The organism is Rhodobacter sp. TJ_12, assembly GCF_020023995.1.
Taxonomy (GTDB): Bacteria; Pseudomonadota; Alphaproteobacteria; order Rhodobacterales; family Rhodobacteraceae; genus Rhodobacter.
In genome coordinates this window covers 1-19302 of record NZ_NRRD01000012.1, presented here as the reverse complement: position 1 = coordinate 19302, position 19302 = coordinate 1, and the positions used below count along the sequence as shown (strand labels likewise).

At 62.2% G+C, this 19302-nt stretch carries 17 protein-coding genes; 4 read left to right on the top strand and 13 right to left on the bottom strand.

The genetic code is table 11. The features are described 5' to 3' along the window. Positions 1-56: 56 nt before the first annotated feature. Positions 57-1574 carry an Asp-tRNA(Asn)/Glu-tRNA(Gln) amidotransferase subunit GatB gene (gene gatB / locus CKO11_RS10110; RefSeq protein ID WP_223637728.1) on the bottom strand — a complete coding sequence of 506 codons (1518 nt, stop codon included), beginning with the start codon at positions 1572-1574 and terminating at the stop codon, positions 57-59. A gap of 106 nt (positions 1575-1680) precedes the next feature. Continuing rightward, positions 1681-4227 (bottom strand): aminopeptidase N, encoded by a 2547-nt coding sequence (gene pepN, locus CKO11_RS10105; RefSeq protein ID WP_223637724.1) that lies wholly within the window; start codon positions 4225-4227, stop codon positions 1681-1683. Between the two features lie 160 nt (positions 4228-4387). Here pepN and CKO11_RS10100 point away from each other — a divergent pair, with 160 nt between their 5' ends. Continuing rightward, positions 4388-6559, top strand: a complete 2172-nt coding sequence (locus CKO11_RS10100; RefSeq protein WP_223637721.1) for a malate synthase G — start codon at positions 4388-4390, stop codon at positions 6557-6559. A 143-nt stretch (positions 6560-6702) separates the two neighbouring features. Here CKO11_RS10100 and CKO11_RS10095 read toward each other — a convergent pair whose 3' ends face one another. The 6 genes from CKO11_RS10095 to CKO11_RS10070 all read right to left on the bottom strand — a co-directional run bounded on the left by CKO11_RS10095 (position 6703) and on the right by CKO11_RS10070 (position 12816). Next, positions 6703-7323, bottom strand: a complete 621-nt coding sequence (locus tag CKO11_RS10095) for a J domain-containing protein (protein ID WP_223637718.1) — start codon at positions 7321-7323, stop codon at positions 6703-6705. A 357-nt stretch (positions 7324-7680) separates the two neighbouring features. After that, entirely contained in the window at positions 7681-8190 is a 510-nt protein-coding gene (locus CKO11_RS10090; RefSeq protein ID WP_223637716.1) for a CarD family transcriptional regulator, read from the bottom strand. A gap of 362 nt (positions 8191-8552) precedes the next feature. Then, the gene (gene fdxA, locus CKO11_RS10085) at positions 8553-8891 is read right to left on the bottom strand and encodes a ferredoxin FdxA (protein ID WP_223637713.1); all 339 of its coding nucleotides are present in this window, start codon (positions 8889-8891) and stop codon (positions 8553-8555) included. Positions 8892-9027: 136 nt separating this feature from the next. Continuing rightward, the gene (locus CKO11_RS10080) at positions 9028-9324 is read right to left on the bottom strand and encodes an RNA-binding S4 domain-containing protein (RefSeq protein ID WP_223637702.1); all 297 of its coding nucleotides are present in this window, start codon (positions 9322-9324) and stop codon (positions 9028-9030) included. A gap of 4 nt (positions 9325-9328) precedes the next feature. Further along, on the bottom strand, positions 9329-12181 hold the full coding sequence (locus CKO11_RS10075) for a helicase-related protein (protein WP_223637699.1): 2853 nt from the start codon (positions 12179-12181) through the stop codon (positions 9329-9331). 32 nt (positions 12182-12213) lie between these two features. Next, the gene (locus CKO11_RS10070; RefSeq protein ID WP_223637696.1) at positions 12214-12816 is read right to left on the bottom strand and encodes a tetratricopeptide repeat protein; all 603 of its coding nucleotides are present in this window, start codon (positions 12814-12816) and stop codon (positions 12214-12216) included. 20 nt (positions 12817-12836) lie between these two features. Between CKO11_RS10070 and CKO11_RS10065 the strand changes: the two genes are divergently transcribed. Both CKO11_RS10065 and CKO11_RS10060 read left to right on the top strand, forming a co-directional pair. Beyond that, positions 12837-13124: an SCP2 sterol-binding domain-containing protein gene (locus CKO11_RS10065; protein ID WP_223637692.1), complete on the top strand. Its 288-nt coding sequence runs from the start codon at positions 12837-12839 to the stop codon at positions 13122-13124. Next, positions 13121-14080, top strand: coding sequence for an alpha/beta fold hydrolase (locus tag CKO11_RS10060; protein ID WP_223637690.1), 960 nt, complete (start codon positions 13121-13123; stop codon positions 14078-14080). Before CKO11_RS10065 ends, CKO11_RS10060 begins: the two co-directional genes overlap by 4 nt. Positions 14081-14197: 117 nt before the next feature. Here CKO11_RS10060 and CKO11_RS10055 read toward each other — a convergent pair whose 3' ends face one another. The 5 genes from CKO11_RS10055 to CKO11_RS10035 form a co-directional block, all read right to left on the bottom strand. Next, positions 14198-14923: a peptidase gene (locus tag CKO11_RS10055; protein WP_223637686.1), complete on the bottom strand. Its 726-nt coding sequence runs from the start codon at positions 14921-14923 to the stop codon at positions 14198-14200. 39 nt (positions 14924-14962) lie between these two features. Next, a complete protein-coding gene (locus tag CKO11_RS10050) occupies positions 14963-15775 on the bottom strand; it encodes a transglutaminase domain-containing protein (RefSeq protein WP_223637683.1) in 813 nt (270 codons plus the stop codon). After that, the gene (locus CKO11_RS10045) at positions 15772-16725 is read right to left on the bottom strand and encodes an alpha-E domain-containing protein (RefSeq protein ID WP_223637680.1); all 954 of its coding nucleotides are present in this window, start codon (positions 16723-16725) and stop codon (positions 15772-15774) included. The genes CKO11_RS10050 and CKO11_RS10045 overlap by 4 nt, the downstream gene beginning before the upstream one ends. A gap of 4 nt (positions 16726-16729) precedes the next feature. After that, positions 16730-18142, bottom strand: a complete 1413-nt coding sequence (locus tag CKO11_RS10040; RefSeq protein WP_223637677.1) for a circularly permuted type 2 ATP-grasp protein — start codon at positions 18140-18142, stop codon at positions 16730-16732. 133 nt (positions 18143-18275) lie between these two features. Then, the gene (locus CKO11_RS10035) at positions 18276-18776 is read right to left on the bottom strand and encodes a MarR family winged helix-turn-helix transcriptional regulator (protein ID WP_317851805.1); all 501 of its coding nucleotides are present in this window, start codon (positions 18774-18776) and stop codon (positions 18276-18278) included. A 27-nt stretch (positions 18777-18803) separates the two neighbouring features. On the opposite strand from CKO11_RS10035, the gene CKO11_RS10030 reads away from it, so the two are divergent. Next, entirely contained in the window at positions 18804-19259 is a 456-nt protein-coding gene (locus CKO11_RS10030; RefSeq protein ID WP_223637674.1) for a hypothetical protein, read from the top strand. Positions 19260-19302 lie beyond the last annotated feature (43 nt).

Below are 19302 nucleotides of genomic sequence, written 5' to 3'. Positions count from 1 at the left end.
CGCCCTCTGGGCCAGCCCCCCCAAATCAAAAGGCGCCCCGCGGGGCGCCTTTCGTTTTAAAAACCAAGCTTCTTGGCGACGATTTCGTTTACCGCTTTGGGGTTGGCCTTGCCGCCCGAGGCTTTGATCACCTGCCCCACGAACCAGCCCGCCAATTTGGGGTTGGCTTTCGCCTTCTCCACCTGTGCGGGGTTGGCCGCGATCACCTCATCCACCGCCGCTTCAATCGCGCCGGTATCGGTGACTTGGATCATGCCGCGTTCTTCGACGATCTTTTCCGGATCGCCGCCTTCGGTATAGACGATCTCGAACAGGTCCTTGCCGATCTTGCCCGAGATTTTGTCGGATTTGATCAGCCGGATGATCGCGCCAAGCTGTGCCGGGCTGACCGGGCTTGCGCCGATCTCATGGCCTTCTTTCTTCAAGCGGCCAAACAGCTCGTTGATGACCCAATTCGCGGCCAGCTTGCCATCTTCGGCCACGGCCACCACGGCCTCAAAATAATCGGCGTTTTCGACCTCGGCGGTCAGAACCGATGCGTCATATTCGCTCAAGCCAAGGTCTTTGACGAAGCGGGCTTTCTTCTCATCGGGCAGTTCGGGCATGGCCGCGCCGATGTCATCGACCCAATCTTGCTCGATCTCCAGCGGCAGCAGGTCCGGGCACGGGAAGTAGCGGTAATCATGCGCCTCTTCCTTCGAACGCATGCTGCGCGTCTCGCCCTTATCTGGGTCATAAAGCCGGGTTTCTTGCACGATCTCGCCACCATCTTCCAAAATGGCGATCTGGCGGCGGGCTTCGTAATCAATCGCCGCTTGGATGAAACGCATCGAGTTCATGTTCTTGATTTCGCAGCGCGTGCCAAGATGGCTGAAATCTTGCGTTTCTTGGTATTTCTCATATTGGCCCGGACGACAGACCGACACGTTCACATCGGCGCGCAGGTTGCCGTTTTGCATATTGCCATCGCAGGTGCCGATGTAGCGCAGGATCTGGCGCAGCTTGGCGATATAGGCCGCCGCTTCCTCGGGCCCGCGAATGTCGGGGCGGCTTACGATTTCCATCAGCGCAACGCCGGTGCGGTTCAGGTCCACGAAAGACATATTCGGGTCCATGTCGTGGATCGACTTACCCGCATCTTGCTCAAGGTGGATGCGTTCCACCCGCACCTTGCGCGCCACCCCCGGCCCCATATCGACGATGATTTCGCCCTCGCCCACGATCGGGTGGTAAAGCTGCGAAATCTGGTAGCCCTGCGGCAGGTCCGGGTAGAAATAGTTCTTGCGGTCAAAGGCCGAACGCAGATTGATCCCGGCTTTGAGCGCAAGGCCGGTGCGCACCGCTTGGGCCACGCAAAATTCGTTGATTACCGGCAGCATACCGGGCATCGCGGCATCAACAAAGGCGACGTTCGAATTGGGCTCTGCCCCGAAGGTGGTGGACGCGCCCGAGAACAGCTTGGCCTTCGAGGCCACCTGCGCATGCACCTCCATGCCGATGACAAGTTCCCAGTCGCTTTGCGCGCCGGCAATGACTTTCGGCTCGGGGGCGGTGAAGGCAAGGTGATCGAGCATCGCATGTTCCCTTTTTGGCTTGCGCTCTTCTAAGACAGGCGCGCGCGGGGGGCAAGATGGGGGCGCAGGCAAAGGGGGCGCGGTCGGCGCCCCCTTGGAAGGCCGGTCACTCCAAAAGTCGGCCCACCATTTCCGAAAGATCACGGCTAAGCCCCGGCGCCCCGGCAATGCGTTTTAGCGCCGCTTGCGCATGGGTTTGGCGGGTTGCGTCATAGCGCCGCCATGTCTCAAAGGCCGTGGACATCCGCGCCGCGGTTTGCGGGTTGAGCGGATCAAGCTTGATCAGCCAATCGGCATAAAGCGCATAGCCCGCCCCATCGGCGCGGTGAAAACCCGCGTGGTTGGCGGCAAACCCACCCAGAAGCGAGCGGAACCGGTTCGGGTTTTTCCACTCGAACGCGCCGCTCTCGGCAATGGCCGTGACCACCTCCACCGCCGCTTCGGGCGGGCTGAGCATCGCTTGCACAGAGCGCCATTTGTCCATCACCAGAGGCTCACTTGCCCAACGCGCGGCAAAGGCGTCCAATTCCGCTTGCCCCGTGCCTTGCGCCACCAAAAGCCCCAGCGCGCCGATGCTTTCGGTCATATTCGTCGCGTCCGAAAACAGTGCCTTGGCACGCGCGCCCGCATCAAGCGTGCTAAGCAACGCCAGCGTGGCCAGCCGCAGCGCCCGCTGTCCGGCGGGGCCCGCATCCGGGCTATAGGGGCCGGGGACGGCATGGGCCTCATAGGCGGCGACAAGGGCCGCTTCATGGGTTTGCGCCAAGGCTTTCATCAGATCGCGCCGCGCAGCGCGGATCGCATCGGGGTCGGGCACCACGCCATTGGCCGCAAGCGCCGAGGCGATTTCATCTTCACCGGGCAGGCGCAGGCACGCGGCGCGGAACGCTGGCATCGCGGTCGCATCGCCCAACATCTGCCCCACCGCCGCAATATAATCGGGTGCGGGCGCGCCGCCTTGCGCCATGGCGATCAGCGTATCGCGGGCCAGATTGCGCCCCGCTTCCCAGCGGTTGAACGGATCGGTGTCATGGGCCAGCAAAAAGGCTTGCTCGGCGGGCGTCGTATCGCGTTCCAGCACCACCGGCGCGGAAAAGCCCCGCAGGATCGAGGGGACAGGCTTGGCCGCCAGCCCCGAAAAACTGAAACTTTGCCGCCCTTGGGTCATTTCCAACACTTGGGTCGGCACCACCTCGTCGCCGTTTGGCCCCAACAGCCCCACCGCAATCGGAATATGGCGCGGCGGCTTTTCCGGCTCGCCCGGCGTCGGCGCGGTCACCTGCTCAAAGTCGAGCGTATAGGTGCCGTTTTCGAACCGCTCCGACACGCTTAGATGCGGCGTGCCCGCTTGGGTATACCAAAGCTTGAACTGGCTCAGATCGCGGCCCGAGGCATCTTCGAACACCTTGATCCAATCCTCGATCGTGCAGGCTTGCCCGTCGTGGCGGTCAAAATAAAGATCAAGCGCCTTGCGATAGCCCTCGCCCCCCAAAAGCGTGGCCAGCATGCCCACCACCTCAGCGCCTTTTTCGTAGACGGTGGCGGTGTAGAAGTTGTTGATCTCGCGATAGCTGGACGGACGCGGCGGATGCGCGAGCGGCCCCGCATCCTCGCGGAACTGGCGCGCGCGCAGGCTGGCCACATCGTCGATGCGCTTAAGCGCACCGAGCCGCACATCGCGGGTAAAGCTTTGGTCGCGGTAGACCGTCAGCCCCTCTTTCAGACACAGTTGGAACCAGTCGCGGCAGGTGATCCGGTTGCCGGTCCAATTGTGAAAATACTCATGCGCGATCACCGCCTCGATCCGTTCGTAATCAAGATCGGTCGCGGTTTCGGGCGAGGCAAGCACCAGCTTGGAGTTGAAGATATTCAGCCCCTTGTTCTCCATCGCGCCCATGTTGAAATCATCGACCGCCACGATGTTGAACAGATCGAGGTCATATTCGCGCCCGTAAGCCTGTTCATCCCATTTCATCGACCGTTGCAGCGCGCCAAGCGCAAAATCGCAACGCGCCTCATCGCCCGGGCGCACCCAGATATTAAGATCGACCTTGCGCCCCGAAGCAGTGGTGAAAGTCCCCGAGGTGGCGCGCAAATCGCCCGCCACCAGCGCGAACAGATAGGCAGGCTTCGGCCAAGGGTCATCCCATTCGGCAAAGCCCGCCCCCTGCGCCGCCGGATTGCCGTTCGACAACAGCACCGGCAGATCGCTTTCGATCCGCACATGGAACCGCGCCATCACATCGGGGCGGTCGGGGTAAAAGGTGATCTTGCGGAACCCCTCGGCCTCGCATTGCGTGCAATACATGCCGTTGGACATGTAAAGCCCTTCAAGTGCTGTGTTTTTGGCGGGCGCGATCTCTACCTCGGTTTGCAGTTCAAACGGCCCTGCGGGCAGGGCACCCGCCGCGATGGTCAGCCCGGTTTCCGTCACGCGATAGGCCTCGGGCGCAAGCGGGGCCCCGTCGATGGCAATCGAGACAAGGCGCAACTCTTCCCCGTCCAGATGCACATCCGCCGCCCCGGCCCGCGGGGTCAGCGCCAGCGTGCTGCGCACCCGCGTCGCGTCTGGTGCGAGGTGGAACACCATGGAAACTTTTTCGATTTCAAAAGGATAAGGTTGATAGTCTGAAAGAAGGGTCACGCCGTCCATTGGGTCCTCGTGCTGCGGTTCCTTCATAGCTAGGCGTCCAAGTGCGCACCGGCAAGACCTTGCGACAGGCGCGCGCGTCGCGGCGCGGCAATGCGGTTTTCGCTGGACAGAGGCGGCTTGAAGCACAAGATACCGCCCAAGAACGATCAGGGAGGGCAGAATGACAGAACGCGTTGAGCGCGAAGGTTTGCAAGTCGCCACGACATTGGCCGACTTCATCGAAACCGAGGCGCTGCCCGGCTCTGGCGTGACCCCTGCGCGGTTTTGGGCGGGTCTGTCCGAACTGATCCACGATTTCGGCCCCAAAAACCGCGCGCTTTTGGAAAAGCGCGAGGCGATGCAGGCGCGCATCGACGATTGGCATTTGCACCATCGCGGCAAGGGCCATGACGCCCGCGCCTATCGCGCCTTTTTGCAAGAGATCGGCTATCTGGTCCCCGAAGGCCCCGATTTCACCATCGAGACGCCCGAGACCGACCCCGAGATTGCCACCGTTTGCGGCCCGCAACTGGTCGTGCCGATCACCAATGCGCGCTATGCGCTCAATGCCGCCAATGCGCGTTGGGGCAGCCTTTATGATGCGCTTTATGGCACCGATGCGTTGGGCGAGGCGCCGCAGTCGAAAGGCTATAACCCCTCGCGCGGGGCGAAGGTGATCGCTTGGGCGAAGAAATTTCTGGATGACGCCTGCCCGCTGGTGGCGGGTTCTTGGGCGGGCGCGTCGAAACTGCGCCTGCACGATGGCGGGCTCTTTGCAGAAGTGGCCGGCGAGGAAACCGGGCTTGCCAATCCGGCGCAGCTTGCAGGCTATACCGGCACGCCCGAGGCACCGGCGGAAATTTTGCTCAAGCACAATGGCCTGCATATCATTCTGGTGATCGATGCCGCCCATCCGATTGGCGCGGCGGACCCGGCGGGCATTGCCGATATGAAGCTGGAATCGGCCGTGTCCTCGATCATGGATTGCGAGGATTCGGTGGCCACCGTCGATGCGCCTGACAAGGTCCATGCCTATCGCAACTGGTTGGGGCTGATGCAGGGCACGCTGAGCGAAACCGTGACCAAGGGCGATCAGACCTTCACCCGCGCGCTGGCCCCGGATCTGACCTTTACCGCCCCCGATGGCGGCACGCTTACGCTGAAGGGGCGCGCGCTGATGCTGGTGCGCAATGTGGGCCATCTGATGCCGAACCCGGCGATCCGCTGCCGCAACGGGCGCGAGGTCTGCGAAGGGCTGCTGGATGCGATGGTCACCACGCTGTGCGCCTTGCACGACCTGCGCAAAGAAACGGGGCTGCGCAATTCCACCACCGGCTCGGTCTATGTGGTGAAACCGAAGATGCATGGTCCCGAAGAGGTCGCCTTTACCGATGCGGTCTTTTCCCATGTGGAAGAGGTGCTGGGCCTGCCCGCCTATACCGTCAAGATCGGCATCATGGATGAAGAACGGCGCACCTCGGTCAATCTCAAGGAATGCATCCGCGCCGCCAAACACCGCATCGCCTTCATCAACACCGGCTTCCTTGATCGCACCGGCGACGAGATTTACACCTCGATGGAAGCGGGCGCGATGCTGCGCAAGGGCGAGATGAAATCCCAGCCGTGGATTTCGGCCTACGAAGATCGCAACGTCGATATCGGGCTGAAATGCGGGCTTGCCGGGCGCGCGCAGATCGGCAAAGGCATGTGGGCCGCGCCCGACAATATGGCCGAGATGCTGGCGCAGAAAATCGCCCATCCGATGGCGGGGGCGAATTGCGCTTGGGTGCCCTCCCCCACCGCCGCGACACTGCATGCCACGCATTACCACCGCATCGATGTGAAGGCGCGCCAGCGCGAGATTGCCGCGCTTGCCCGCCCCGAGCGGCTGGATGATCTGCTGACAATCCCGCTGGCCGCCGGGCGGAACTATTCCGAAGACGAGATCACCGCCGAGATCGAAAACAACGCCCAAGGCATTCTGGGCTATGTGGTGCGCTGGGTCGATCAGGGGATCGGCTGTTCCAAAGTGCCCGATATCCATGACGTGGGGCTAATGGAAGACCGCGCGACCTTGCGCATCAGTGCGCAGGCGCTTGCCAATTGGCTGCATCACGGCGTGGTCACCGAAGGCCGGGTGATGGAGGCTTTGCGCAAGATGGCCAAGGTGGTGGATCGGCAAAACGCGCAGGATCCCGCCTACAGGCCGATGGCGCCCAATTACGACGGGCTGGCCTTTCAGGCGGCCTGCGATCTGGTCTTCCTCGCACGCATCCAGTCCTCGGGCTATACCGAGCCGGTGCTGCACCAGCGCCGCGCGCAGGTGAAGAAAGAGACCAAGGCGCAGGGCTAGACCGCCCCCAGAAACACACACCCGAACAGACAAGGGCGCCCACGGGCGCCCTTTGCTTTTGCGTCTTCAACTGTGCGCAAATATCTCCACGGATAAAGCCGCTCAGCCGTGGGGGCAGACAGCCCCGGCCCGACCCGCCGCCCTTATTTGAAGTTGCGGCTGTCCTTGACCTGATCCCACGCCCAGACGACCTGCTGCAGCAATTCTTCCTGAGACCGGTCGCCGCCATTCATATCCGGGTGCAGCACCTTGATCAGCGCCTTGTAGCACTTGCGGATCTCGGTCTTGGTCATCGTATCCTTGGCGTCCAGAATTTCCAGCGCGCGCCGCTCGGTCGGCGGCAACTTGCGCCCCACCACCGCACGGCCCGGGTTTTGCGTGGCGTTCTGGCCCAAAAGCTCCATCGGGTCGGAAATGCCATGCCGCGCCCAGCCCATCTCCTCTTTCGAGCGGCCAAAGGGCTTGGTCGGGCGTTCCCAGACATTCCCCTCAAGGAATTGCTGGAATTCCTCTTCGCTTTGGCCCTGGAAATAGTTCCACTTCAGATTGTATTCGCGCACATGTTCCTTGCAGAACCAGAAATAGTCATCCAGCACCTTGGGGCTTTTGGGCGCGCGATATTTGCCCGGCTCGTTGCAGTCGGGATGGTCGCATTTGCGCGTCGAGGTTTCGAACGCGCCCGACATGCCACGCTTGCCCTTGGTGCGGCGCTGCTTGTCGGCGGCGGCAGAGATGTTGAAGCCGAAGGGATCGGTTTTGCTCATGGGGCCTCGCAAATTCACTTCCTCGGCGCGGCTCTTGTGGCGGCTGACCGACTCGGGGGGAGCAGGATAGAGCATTTCCCCCGAAGGCCAAGGGGCAAAGCGCTGCCAACATGCCACAGGGGTCGATATGGCAGCAGGAAGCCCCGCCCGAAAGCCCGCACAGGCCGCTTCGCGCCCCGGCCCCCTTCGACTTTGTGCAAATATCCCGGGGGTTAATTGGCCAAAGGCCAAGAGGGGGCAGTGCCCCCGGCGGGTCGCCTCGGCCGCGCCGAGGTGAAAAGGATCAAAGCTTGCGCCGCATAAGAAAACGGGCCCCGAAGGGCCCGCTTATAAGGGGAATTTAGGCGCGGAGGGCGCTTAGGCGGCGCGGCCCAGCAGCACCTCATCGACCTTTTTGGCGGCGCCCGCCTCGTCGGTGCCCGAAACGGCGGCCACTTCACGGGTCAGGCGCTCCAGCGCGGCTTCGTAAAGCTGACGCTCGGAATAGGATTGTTCGCGCTGATCGTCGGCGCGGTGCAGATCGCGCACCACCTCGGCAATCGACAAAAGATCGCCCGAATTGATCTTTTGCTCATATTCCTGCGCGCGGCGCGACCACATCGCCCGCTTGACCTTGGCCTTACCCTTCAGCGTTTCCAGCGCCTTGGTCACCACATCGGGGGTGGACAGGCCACGCATCCCGACATCGGCGGCCTTGTGCGTGGGCACGCGCAGGGTCATCTTGTCTTTTTCAAAGGAAATCACGAACAACTCGAGCCGCAGCCCGGCGATTTCCTGTTCCTCGATCGACATGATCTTGCCGACGCCATGGGCGGGATAGACAACGAAATCATCGGGGCGGAACTCGGTTTTTTTCATCTTGGTCATTCAGTCGCTTCCTTGCAGCCGGGCTGCCCCCGATTCAGCGCATAAAGCACCCCCGGCACCGTTAAGCGCCGTGATGGGTGGTCTTGCATTGTATAGTCCCGCAGACGAGCAGTTCTGCCGGGGGCGTGCTCCTTTGTAACGGGAGTGTAGCATAAAAACGGCCCGAATCATAGCATCGCCGCGCAGCACAAGCCCGTGAAAGCAGCGATTCTGACAGTAACCTTGCCGAATCATGACGGCCATTTTGTCGCAGCGGACGGTTTGGCCTTGATGGCAAACGGGGGCCGCTTGGGCCCCCGTTGCAGATTCGCACGCCTGTCAGGCGCAAAGGCGCATTACGCCGCGCCCGATCGCTTCGCCGCTCAATCCCCGGCGCCGGGGTTCGGCGAGAAGTATTTCTCGCGCTTGCCGGTTTCGCCGTCGTGTTTCTCGGCGTCGGGCAGCGCGTCCTTCTTGATCGTGATCACCGGCCAGATTTCCGCATACTGGCGGTTGAACTCCACCCAGTCTTCCATCCCCGGTTCGGTATCCGGGCGGATCGCATCGGCGGGGCATTCCGGCTCACACACACCGCAATCGATGCATTCATCCGGATGGATCACCAGCGTATTCTCGCCCTCGTAGAAGCAATCCACCGGGCAAACCTCGACACAGTCGGTGTATTTGCAGGCGATGCAGTTGTCGGTGACGACATAGGTCATTTCGTTACCCCAATCTTCGACGCTGGATTTACCTAGCCGCCGAAACAGCCGCAATCAAGGGAAAGAGATACATAAAAAACAAACTGCGGCGATCTGGCAGAGGCGGCACAGGCGCGTCGGCCCAAAGCTTGCTGGATCACACGGTTTCCTGGTCCGGCCGGTCACCTTCCAGCAATTCGTAAAGCGTGGCGGCCTCGGTCGCGGGGCCGCGCCGGGTGCCGCAGGCAAGGATGCGCAGCACCCTGACCTGACCATGCGCGGCAAAGGTCAGCACATCGCCCGGGCCGACCGCGCGGCCCGGTTTGGTGACCTTTTGCCCATTCACCCGCAGATGCCCGCCGCTGACCAGCGCAACCGCGACCGGGCGGCTTTTGCAGAATCGCGCCTGCCAAAGCCACTTGTCGATGCGAAGCCGGTCGCGGGTATCGACCACGGGATCAGAGCTTGCCCTTGAGCCCCATCAGCGCGGCGGCGAAGGGGTTATCAGGGTCGATCTTTTTCTCTTTCTTCGGCGGATGCGCCTCGAAGCCACGGCCACCGGGCTTGCCCTCGCCCGGCTTACCACCGTGCTTGCCGCCGGGCTTGCCACCATGTTTGCCGCCGGGTTTGCCCCCGCCCTCGTGACGGCGCGGCTTGCCCCCGCCCTCGCCACGCTTCTCGCCGCGATGCCCGCCACCCGGTTTGCCCTCGCCGCCGCGGCGCGGGCCACGGTCGCCGCGCGGACGCGGGGCCCAAGCAAAGGTGTAGAAGGTTTCCAGCTCGGCCTCCGCCTCGGCTTTGGCCGCGGCTTCCGCCTCTGCCTCGGCCACCGGAGAGCTTTCCTCGGGGATCGGGTTTTCCGGCACAGCCGGAGCCTCGGCCGCGGGCGCGCCCTCGGTCGGCGTCTCGGACGCCTCGGCCTTTTTGTCCTCGGCGGCGGGGCGCGCTTTCGGACGCTCGCCCTTTTCCGCCTTATAGCCCAGCCCCGCCATCAGATCGGCGAATTGTTCGAGCGTCATGCCGGTGATCGACAGCATGTCGGGCGTGGCTTCAAAGCCGCCCTTGCTGTCTTGCGTGCGCAAAATATCGGCCAGACGTTCCAGCATATCGATACGGATCGCACGCGAGCCCGCGGGCCGATAGCCCGACAGCGTATAGGCCGAAGCCGGCACTTCTGAGATATTCGGGATCGTCACCAGACCCGGCGGCGGGCTTTCAGGAAATTCCGACAGGCCTTCCCACAGCGACATCAGCACCAGCCGCAGCCGCGTCGGCGCGGGTTTCAGCAGCGCTTGCTGGAAGATCGTGTATTGGCCAAAGCGCACGCCATGTTTGCGCAGGCTGCCGCGCGCCTCTTGGTCCAGTTCCTTGACCTCGGCGGCCACGCCTTCGCGCGGGACAATCCCCATGCCTTCGACCAAACGGAAGGCAAAGCCGCGCGCCAGCCCGGTCAGCGCCTCGTCACGGCTCATGCCCAGCAGCGGCTCGAACAAAGCCGCAACCTTGCGGTCGATGAAATGCTGCAACCGGCGGCGGACTTTTTCCACCACCTCGGGCCCGGCTTCCTCGTCGACAAAGGCCTCGACCGTGGGTTTGAGCGGTTCGCTCCCTTTGACAAGCTTGCCCACGGCAATCTCGCCCCACATCAAGCCACCTTGCTCGGTGAAATCCATCTCGGTGTCCGGCGCATTATAGAACCGGTCCGAGCGCAGGCTGAATTCGGGCTTGAGCGCCTCGTATGCCGCGCGCGCCAACATCTTCGCCTCGTCGGGCGAGGACGTGCCGTCCTGCCGGAAACGGAACCCCTCAAGTCTGCCGGCGAATTCGCCTTCGACCGTCACTTCGCCCTTGTCGTTCACCTCGGCCACGAGGGTCTCCTTCTGCTTGAGCCGGCGCAAAAGCACAGATGTGCGCCGGTCCACAAATCGTTGGGTCAGCGCGCCATGCAACGCATCTGACAGACGGTCTTCTACAGCGCGTGTTTCCCCGCGCCAATGGGTTTCATCATCCACCCAGCCTTTGCGCTGCGCAACATAGGTCCATGTGCGGATGAAGGCGAGACGTTTCGACAATGTGTCGATATCTCCGGTGGTGCGGTCGATCCGCGCAATCTGCCCAGCCAACCAATCAGAGGGCACCCCCTTGCCGGTTTGCAAAAAGCCAAAGATGCGCGCCAAAAGCGTGGCATGTTCGGTTTCAGAAATCGAGCGAAAGTCGGGGATGCGGCACACATCCCACAACAGCCGCACATCGGCGGGGGCGCGCACCTTGTCGCGGATCTCGGGAAATTCCGAGAGCGTCTTGAGCGCCAAAAGGTCATCGGCCTCGCGCCCTTTGGTCAACCATGGGTTTTGTGGGTTTTCTTCCAGCGCGCGGATCAGCCGCGCCACGGTGCCAAATTCGAGCCGTGGATTGCGCCATTGCAGCCGCTGAATCGGCGCAAAGCGATGTTCTTCAATGGCTTCGATCATATCTTCGGGCAGGGCCTGCGCCTCGCCAGTCACGCCAAAGGTGCCATCTTGCGTGTGCCGCCCGGCCCGCCCCGCGATCTGCCCCAGTTCATGCGGGAACAGATGCCGCATCCGGCGGCCATCGAATTTTGCCGTGGCGGAAAAGGCGACATGCTCGATATCGAGGTTGAGCCCCATCCCGATGGCATCTGTGGCGACAAGGTAATCCACATCGCCGTTTTGATACATATCGACCTGTGCATTGCGGGTGCGGGGCGACAGCGCCCCCATCACCACCGCCGCACCGCCCTTTTGGCGGCGCAGAAGTTCGGCAATCGCATAGACATTATCGACCGAGAACCCGACAATCGCCGCGCGCGGCTTCATGCGCGAAATTTTCTTCGACCCTGCCCAAGACAATTTGGAGAATCGCTCGCGGCGGGTGAATTGCACCTTGGGCACCAGCGCCGCAATCGCGCCTTTCATGCTTTCAGAGCCTAAAAACAGCGTTTCATGCAGCCCGCGCATATACAACAACCGGTCGGTGAAAACATGGCCCCGCTCGGGGTCGGCGCAAAGCTGGATTTCGTCAATCGCCACGAAATCGGCACCCAGTGCGGGCATCGCCTCGGTGGTGCAAACCCAATATTGCGCGCGTTCGGGCACGATACGTTCTTCGCCTGTGACCAGCGCCACGACCGAGGGGCCGCGCGCCGCGACGATCCGGTCATAAACCTCGCGCGCCAAAAGCCTCAAAGGCAGCCCAATGACCCCGGTGCGATGCGCCAGCATCCGCTCGATGGCGTAATGGGTCTTGCCGGTGTTGGTCGGCCCAAGGACCGCGGTGATCCGCCCTGTCATTTTTTGGCCGTCATCGCATTCTCAAGCGGCCATCAGAGACTGACGCCCGCAAGCTCCTTTTCCAAGCGCGCAATCGCGTCTTTCACATCCTGCTGGTGCGGGTTCAAGGCAAAAGAGGCACGCAAGACCTTTAGCGCCCGCTCTTGATCGCCAATATCGGCATAGATCATCCCCAACCCCGCCAGCGCGCCCCAATGGCGCGGCTCCAACCGCAGCACCTGCGCAATATCGGCAATCGCGGGGCCATAAAGGCCCGCCAGAAAATAAGCCGTGGCGCGCGCGTTCCAGCCTTCGGCAAAATCGGGGGCATGATCGGTCAGCGCGGTTAGATGTTCGATGGCGGCGGGAATATCGCCCACATCCAGCGCCTCTTCCCCCCGCTTAAGCAACAAATCCATCGCCGGGGAGCCCGAGCGCGACCAAGACCGGCGAATATCCGATTCGGCGCGTTCCCAGCCCGCGTAATCCGGATCGGCCAATTCTTCAAATGCACGCTCTAAACCTGTGGTCTCGGCACGTGCGACACCACAGAAGTTGACGAAGACGGCAACTGCCGCGACGATACATTTGTTTCGGAGCGCAAGGACCTTCATATAAAGAAATGTAAGCCATTCGTCGCGAAATGCGAGAGGCACAAACCACATTCGGAGGGAACATGAGCATCGTCATCGAAAAGGCAGTGGAACAACTGTCGGAAAAGCTGCCCAACGGCTTTTCGTCCACGGCGAAATTCATTATCGAAGGCGAAGGCTCTATCATCGCCGACCCTGACGGCGTGCGCGAAGGCGATGACGACGCCGAAGTGACGCTGACCGCCGACACCGACACGTTTCGCGGCATGCTTTCGGGCGATGTGAACCCGACCATGGCTTTCATGCAAGGCAAGCTGAAGATCGACGGCTCGATGGGGCTGGCGATGCAGCTTGGCGCGGCGCTTTCGTGATCGAAGAGGCCCCGCTTCATAATGATCTGGCGCGCGGCCCCGAGGGCGGCACCGCATGGTGGCTTAATACTGCCGATGGGGTGCGCATCCGGTTGGGCGTCTGGTCCAAAGCGGGGTCAAAGGGCACGGTCTTTTTGCTGCCCGGGCGCACCGAATATATCGAGAAATACGGCCCCGCCGCGCAGGAATTCCTGAGCCGGGGCTATGCGATGCTGGCGGTGGACTGGCGCGGCCAGGGGCTGGCCGACCGGCTTTGCGCCGATCCGGTGAAGGGCCATGTCGCGGCATTTGGTGATTACCAGCGCGATTTTGACGTGGTGCTGGATGCGGCGGCGCGGTTTTGCCTGCCGCGCCCATGGTTCGTGCTGGGCCATTCGATGGGCGGCGCGATTGGCCTGCGCCGCCTGATGGGCACGCATCCTTTCACCGCGGCGGCCTTTTCCGCGCCGATGTGGTCGATTGGTCTGCCCACGCTTTTGCAACCCAGTGGCCCGGCGCTGGCGCAGATGCTCAAAGGATCGTTGCTGTCGATGCGCTATGCGCCCGGCTTCAGCGACCAGACCTATGTGTTTCGCGCCCCGTTTCACGACAACAAGCTGACCACCGATGCGGGAATGTGGGCCTTTATGGTCCATCACCTGCATGCATTGCCTGCGGTGACTTTGGCCGGGCCCAGCCTGCAATGGGTGGCCGAAGGGATTTTGGAATGCGAAGATCTGGACGAACATCCCTCGCCGGATCTGCCGTGTTACTGCGCGCTTGGCTCAAATGAACGGATCATCGAGACCAAGGCGGTTTTCGACCGAATGCAGCGCTGGCCGAAGGGGCGGCTTGAGGTTTTCGAAGGCGCCGAGCATGAATTGATGATGGAAAGCGAAGAACGCCGCCGCCGGTTTTACGATGGCTGCGTGGCTTGTTTTTCCGGCGCGACCGAGCATTTCCACGCCACCGGATAGTGCCGCATCATAGTGACGTGTCGCAAAACGCAACGCCACCCGCGTGCCCGTCCACAAAGGCGCGGGCCATGCCGGGACGCGTGTCACGGCACGGCAGCGATCTATGCGCCGGTTCGCTTAAAGCTTGATCTTGGAAAACCCTTGGCACAGGGTCTCGGACCAATCTTGCGACATCTGCGCGAATTGCGGATCGTCTTTTTCGATCCGGCGCTTCATCGTCACCCGGCAATCGTCGCGGGCGATCACCGCCAGATCAAGCGGCATCCCCACCGACAGGTTGGAGCGCAGCGTCGAATCCATCGACAAAAGCACCGCCTTTTGCGCCTCTTCCAGCGTGGTCGCCACACGCACCACGCGGTCCAAAATCGGCTTACCGTATTTATGTTCACCGATCTGCAAGAACGGCGTGTCCTCGGTCGCCTCGATAAAATTGCCCTCGGGATAGACCAGGAACAAGCGCATTGTGCCGCCCCTGCGCTGCCCCGCCACGATCATCGAGGCCGAGACGGACACTTTTGAGGCATTCATCTTATGCTCGATATCCTCGCGCACCCCGGCCAGCGTGTTGCCGATGATTTCGGCCACCTTCAGCATGGTGGGCGCGCGCATGATCGAGGTGTCTTCGCCCGCCTCGGGGTGATCAATCGCCTCGCGCAGCCGCGCCAGCGTGGTTTGTGTCACCGACAATGATCCGGCGGTCAGAATGGTGATCACCCGCTCGCCCGGGTCTTCGAAGATGAACATCTTGCGATAGGTCGCAATATTATCGAGCCCGGCATTGGTGCGGGTGTCGCTCAGCAGCACCATGCCCTCGTCCAGCAGAAGGCCTACGCAATAAGTCATGTGTTGTTCCCTGCCCCCCGGCACAGCGCCGCTGGCACCCTATTGCTGGACCTGTTCCAAGGCAACCGTTACCTCTAGCCGCTCGGTGCCCTCGCCTTGGGCTACGCCCTTGATCGGCGCCGCCTCGCGCGCATCCAAGCCAGAGCCCAGCCGAATGAACCGCGCATCCGGGCAGCAGCGGTTTGCCGGGTCAAAACCGATCCAGCCGATGCTTTCGATCCAGATTTCCGCCCAAGCATGTGCGGCCTCATGCGGGGCGCCCTCTTCACTGGCCAACAGATAGCCCGACACATAGCGCGCGGGCATGCCCAGCGCGCGGGCGCAAGCAATCAGCGCATGAGCGTGGTCCTGGCAGACGCCTTCGCCCTGCGCCAAAGCCTCGGCCGCCGTGGTATGGGCATGGGTGACACCCGGGCGATAGGCGATCGCCTCGGCCACCGCGGTCGAAAGCCGGTGCGCGCGATCCAGTGCATCTTCGGTCTCGCCCACCGCATCGCGCGCCAAATCGCGGATTTCGGCGCTTTGCCATGTGGCCGTGGTTTCGCGCATATAAGCGAGCGGCGAAACGGTTTCACGATGGCCGCGCAGCACGCCGGCCGTGTCGGTGGTTTCAACCTGCCCCACGACCGAAATCGTGACTTCGCTCACCGGACCGCGCAGCGACCAGCCCTCGACCTTGTCGCCCGCCCCGTCGCGGAAGCTGCCGCCGCGCGTGCCGCCTTGCACCTCGACATCCCAGCGGATCGTGCGCTGCCCATCGAACCGCGACGGAAACAGCCGCAGCGATTGCACCGCCCCGCGCATCGGCGCGTCATAATCATAGGTGGTGACATGATTGACCGTCAGGATCATCGCGCTTCTCCGCTCAGATAGGCCCCTTGCACCATTTCCGTCAGTTCACCGACATCGCGGATGAACCGGGTCAGGAATTCGTGCAGCCCTTCGTCGAAAATCTCTTCGACCCGGGTTTCGGCGATCTCGCCGACCAAGGCGCGGGCGCGCATCTGCGCGGGGCCGGATTTGTTATACCCCCGCGACAGCGCGTCCAGATGTTCCATCGCCATCGTCACCGCCGTGATCAGCGAACGCGGTGATTGCGGGTTCAAGATCAGGAAATGCGCGATCTTGGCGGCTGTAATTTCACCGCCATAGGCCCAGTGAAAGGCGCGATGCGCCGACAGCGCGCGCAAAAGCGTTTGCCACTGGTAGTTATCAAGCCCAGAGCCCACAAAATCGACCGAGGGCAGCAGCACGAAATATTTCACATCAAGCAGCCGCGCGGTGTTGTCGGCGCGTTCGAGTGCAAAGCCAAGGTTCAGGAAACTGTAACCGTCATTGCGCAATAGCGTGGCATCCATCGCCCCGCGCACCAAAGCCGCCTGCCGGTTCACCCATTCGGCCAGTTCGGTCACTTCCAGTTCCGAACGCGGCATCCGCTCTAACCGCCGCATCTCTTGAAACGCGCCATTGAGCGCATCCCACACCTGAGAGGTCAGCGCGGTGCGCACGATGCGCGCATTTTCCCGCGCCCGTTCAAAGCAACTGACCACCGAAGAGGGGTTATCGCGGTCAAAGAACAGATAGCTTTCGATGTTGCGCTGCACCGGGTCGCCATATTTGGCCGAGAACCCTTCGGCCGTGCCCGAGGCTTGCAGAATGCTTTCCCATTCGCTGCGGTAGCCATGCCCGGCCGAAGGCATCAGCGCGATCCGCGCGCCCACTTCCAAAAGGCGCGCCATGGTTTCTGCCCGCTCGATATAGCGCGCAATCCAAAACAGGTTTTCAGCGGTCCGGCTCAACATGATCTTACTCCGCCAAAACCCAAGTGTCTTTCACGCCGCCCCCTTGCGAGGAGTTCACGACAAGCGAGCCCTCCTTGAGCGCGACACGGGTCAGCCCGCCGGGCACAAGCTCGATCTTTTCGCCAACCAAGCAATAGGGGCGCAAATCGACATGGCGCGGGGCGATCCCCTCTTGCACGAAAGTCGGTGTGGCCGACAGCGCCAGCGTTGGCTGGGCGATGTAGTTTTCGGGATGCGCCTCGACCTTTTGGCGAAACGCCTCGATCTGCTCTGTGGTCGATTTCGGGCCCACCAACATCCCGTAGCCGCCCGAGCCATGCACTTCCTTCACCACCAGATCGGCCATGTTTTCCAGCACATATTTGTAATCATCGGGCTTGGCGCATTGCCATGTGGGCACGTTGTTCAAAAGCGGCTCTTCGCCAAGGTAAAAGCGCACCATTTCGGGCACAAAGGTATAGACCGCCTTATCATCGGCCACGCCCGCACCGGGGGCCGAACAAATGCTGACCCCACCGGAACGATAGACATCCATCAAGCCCGGAATACCCAGCATGGAATCGGGGCGGAAGCACAACGGATCAAGGAAGGCGTCATCGATGCGCCGATAGATCACATCAAGCTTTTTCGGCCCTTCGGTGGTGCGCATCCAACAAAAGCCACCTTCGACGAACAGATCCTGCCCCTCGACCAGCTCCACCCCCATCAGATCGGCCAAGAAGCTGTGTTCGTAATAGGCCGAATTGTAATGGCCCGGCGTCAAGATGCCGATATTGGGTTCGCGGTCGCATTTCGCGGGCGCCACGCTGGCCAGCGTGCGGCGCAGCGCATCGGAATAGCCATCCACCGGTTCGATCCGGTTTTCACGGAACAGTTGCGGGAACATCCGCATCATGATCTCGCGGTTTTCCAGCATGTAGGACACGCCCGAGGGGGTGCGGCAATTGTCTTCCAGCACAAAGAATTCGTCTGGCCCGGTGCGGACAATGTCGATGCCCACAATATGGCTGTAAATCCCGCGCGGCGGGGTGAAGCCCGTCACCGCGCGTTCAAACGCCTCGTTTTGAAACACCAAGCGGCCCGGAATTTTGCCCGCCCGCACAATCTCGGCGCGGCCATAGACATCAAGCAAAAACGCATTAAGCGCACGGGCGCGTTGTTTGATCCCGCGTTCCAGCTTGCGCCATTCGTTTTGCGTGAAAACGCGGGGGAACATGTCAAACGGGATCAAGCGGTCCGGGTCGCCGCCCTCGCCGTAAACAGCAAACGTGATGCCGATGCGGCGAAACAGGGCCTCGGCCTCGGCCTGTTTCATCGCGCGCAGCTCAGTTGGCATGGCATTTGTCCAGTCTTCCAGCCGCTTATAGGGCTCCCGGACTTTGCCGCCGTCATACATTTCGTTGAAATTATCCACCATGCGCGTGATTCCTCCGGCCTTGACCAAGTCTTAGGCAGAGGTGCAGGCCAGTGAAAGGGCATAGCCCGGCAGTTTCCGCCCAAACCCCTACGAACTGCCCATTTTGCCGTCTTACGCTGAAAAATCAGGCAATTCAGCTTTTCTGAAGCCGCCCGATCACCCCGCGCATCAGATCGAGGAAATGCGCCTGTTCGGCCGGATCAAGCCCGGCCAGCGCGCGCGCATTCACCGCCTGCGCCGCTTCGGTGGCGGGCCCCTGCAACGCCCGGGCCCGTTCGGTCAAATGCAGCGTCTGGGCGCGCCGGTCGTTCGGATGCGGGCGCCGCTCGATCAAGCCGTCCCGCTCCATACGCGCCAAGGTGCCCGCCATCGTGGCCTGTTCCACCGCCAGCCGCGCCACCAATTCGGCCTGTGTCAGACCCTCTTCCGCCCAAAGCTCCAACAGCGTCATAAACTGCGCCGGCGCAAGGCCCAACGGGCGGATGGCGGCGGCCAAGCGGTTTTCAAACAAGCGCGCCATCAGGTTGGCCAAAAAGCCAGCCGAGACGGATTTATCGAAAGGCGGGGGGGAAGCGGGCGTCTGCATGCGCTTCGATAGCAGTTGCATAGCATCCAATTCAATCGCATATTCCATAGCATCCTATCCATAAGGAGCGATTCGATGCCTCCCCTTCCCAAGATCCACGCCGCCGCAGGCGCGGTGGCGATGCTGTTGATTGCCGGGCTGCAACTGACCCTCTTGCGCCATGAGCTTGCGGGCTTGCCCACCGAAACCGCGCCGCTGCGCGCTGGTATCCTTTGGGTCGTCATCCTTGGGCTTTTGCCCGCCATGGCTGTGGCGGGTGGCTCGGGTGCGAAACTCGCCCGCGGGGCCCTAAGCCCATGGGTCGCGCGCAAAATGGCCCGGATGAAACGCATCGCCGCGCTTGGCCTTGGCCTTTTGGTGCCGCTTGCGGTTCTTCTTGCGTGGCTTGCCGCCCAAGGGCGCATCGGCGCGGGCTTCGTGGCGCTGACGCAACTGGAGCGGCTCGCCGCGCTGACAAACCTCGTGCTTTTGGGGCTGAACATGCGCGACGGGCTTGGGCGCGCGCGCAGCCGCGCGGCGGCAAGCCGCTGACGGGCCCACCCTTGCACCTGCCCCCCCCCAACCCCTATCTGTG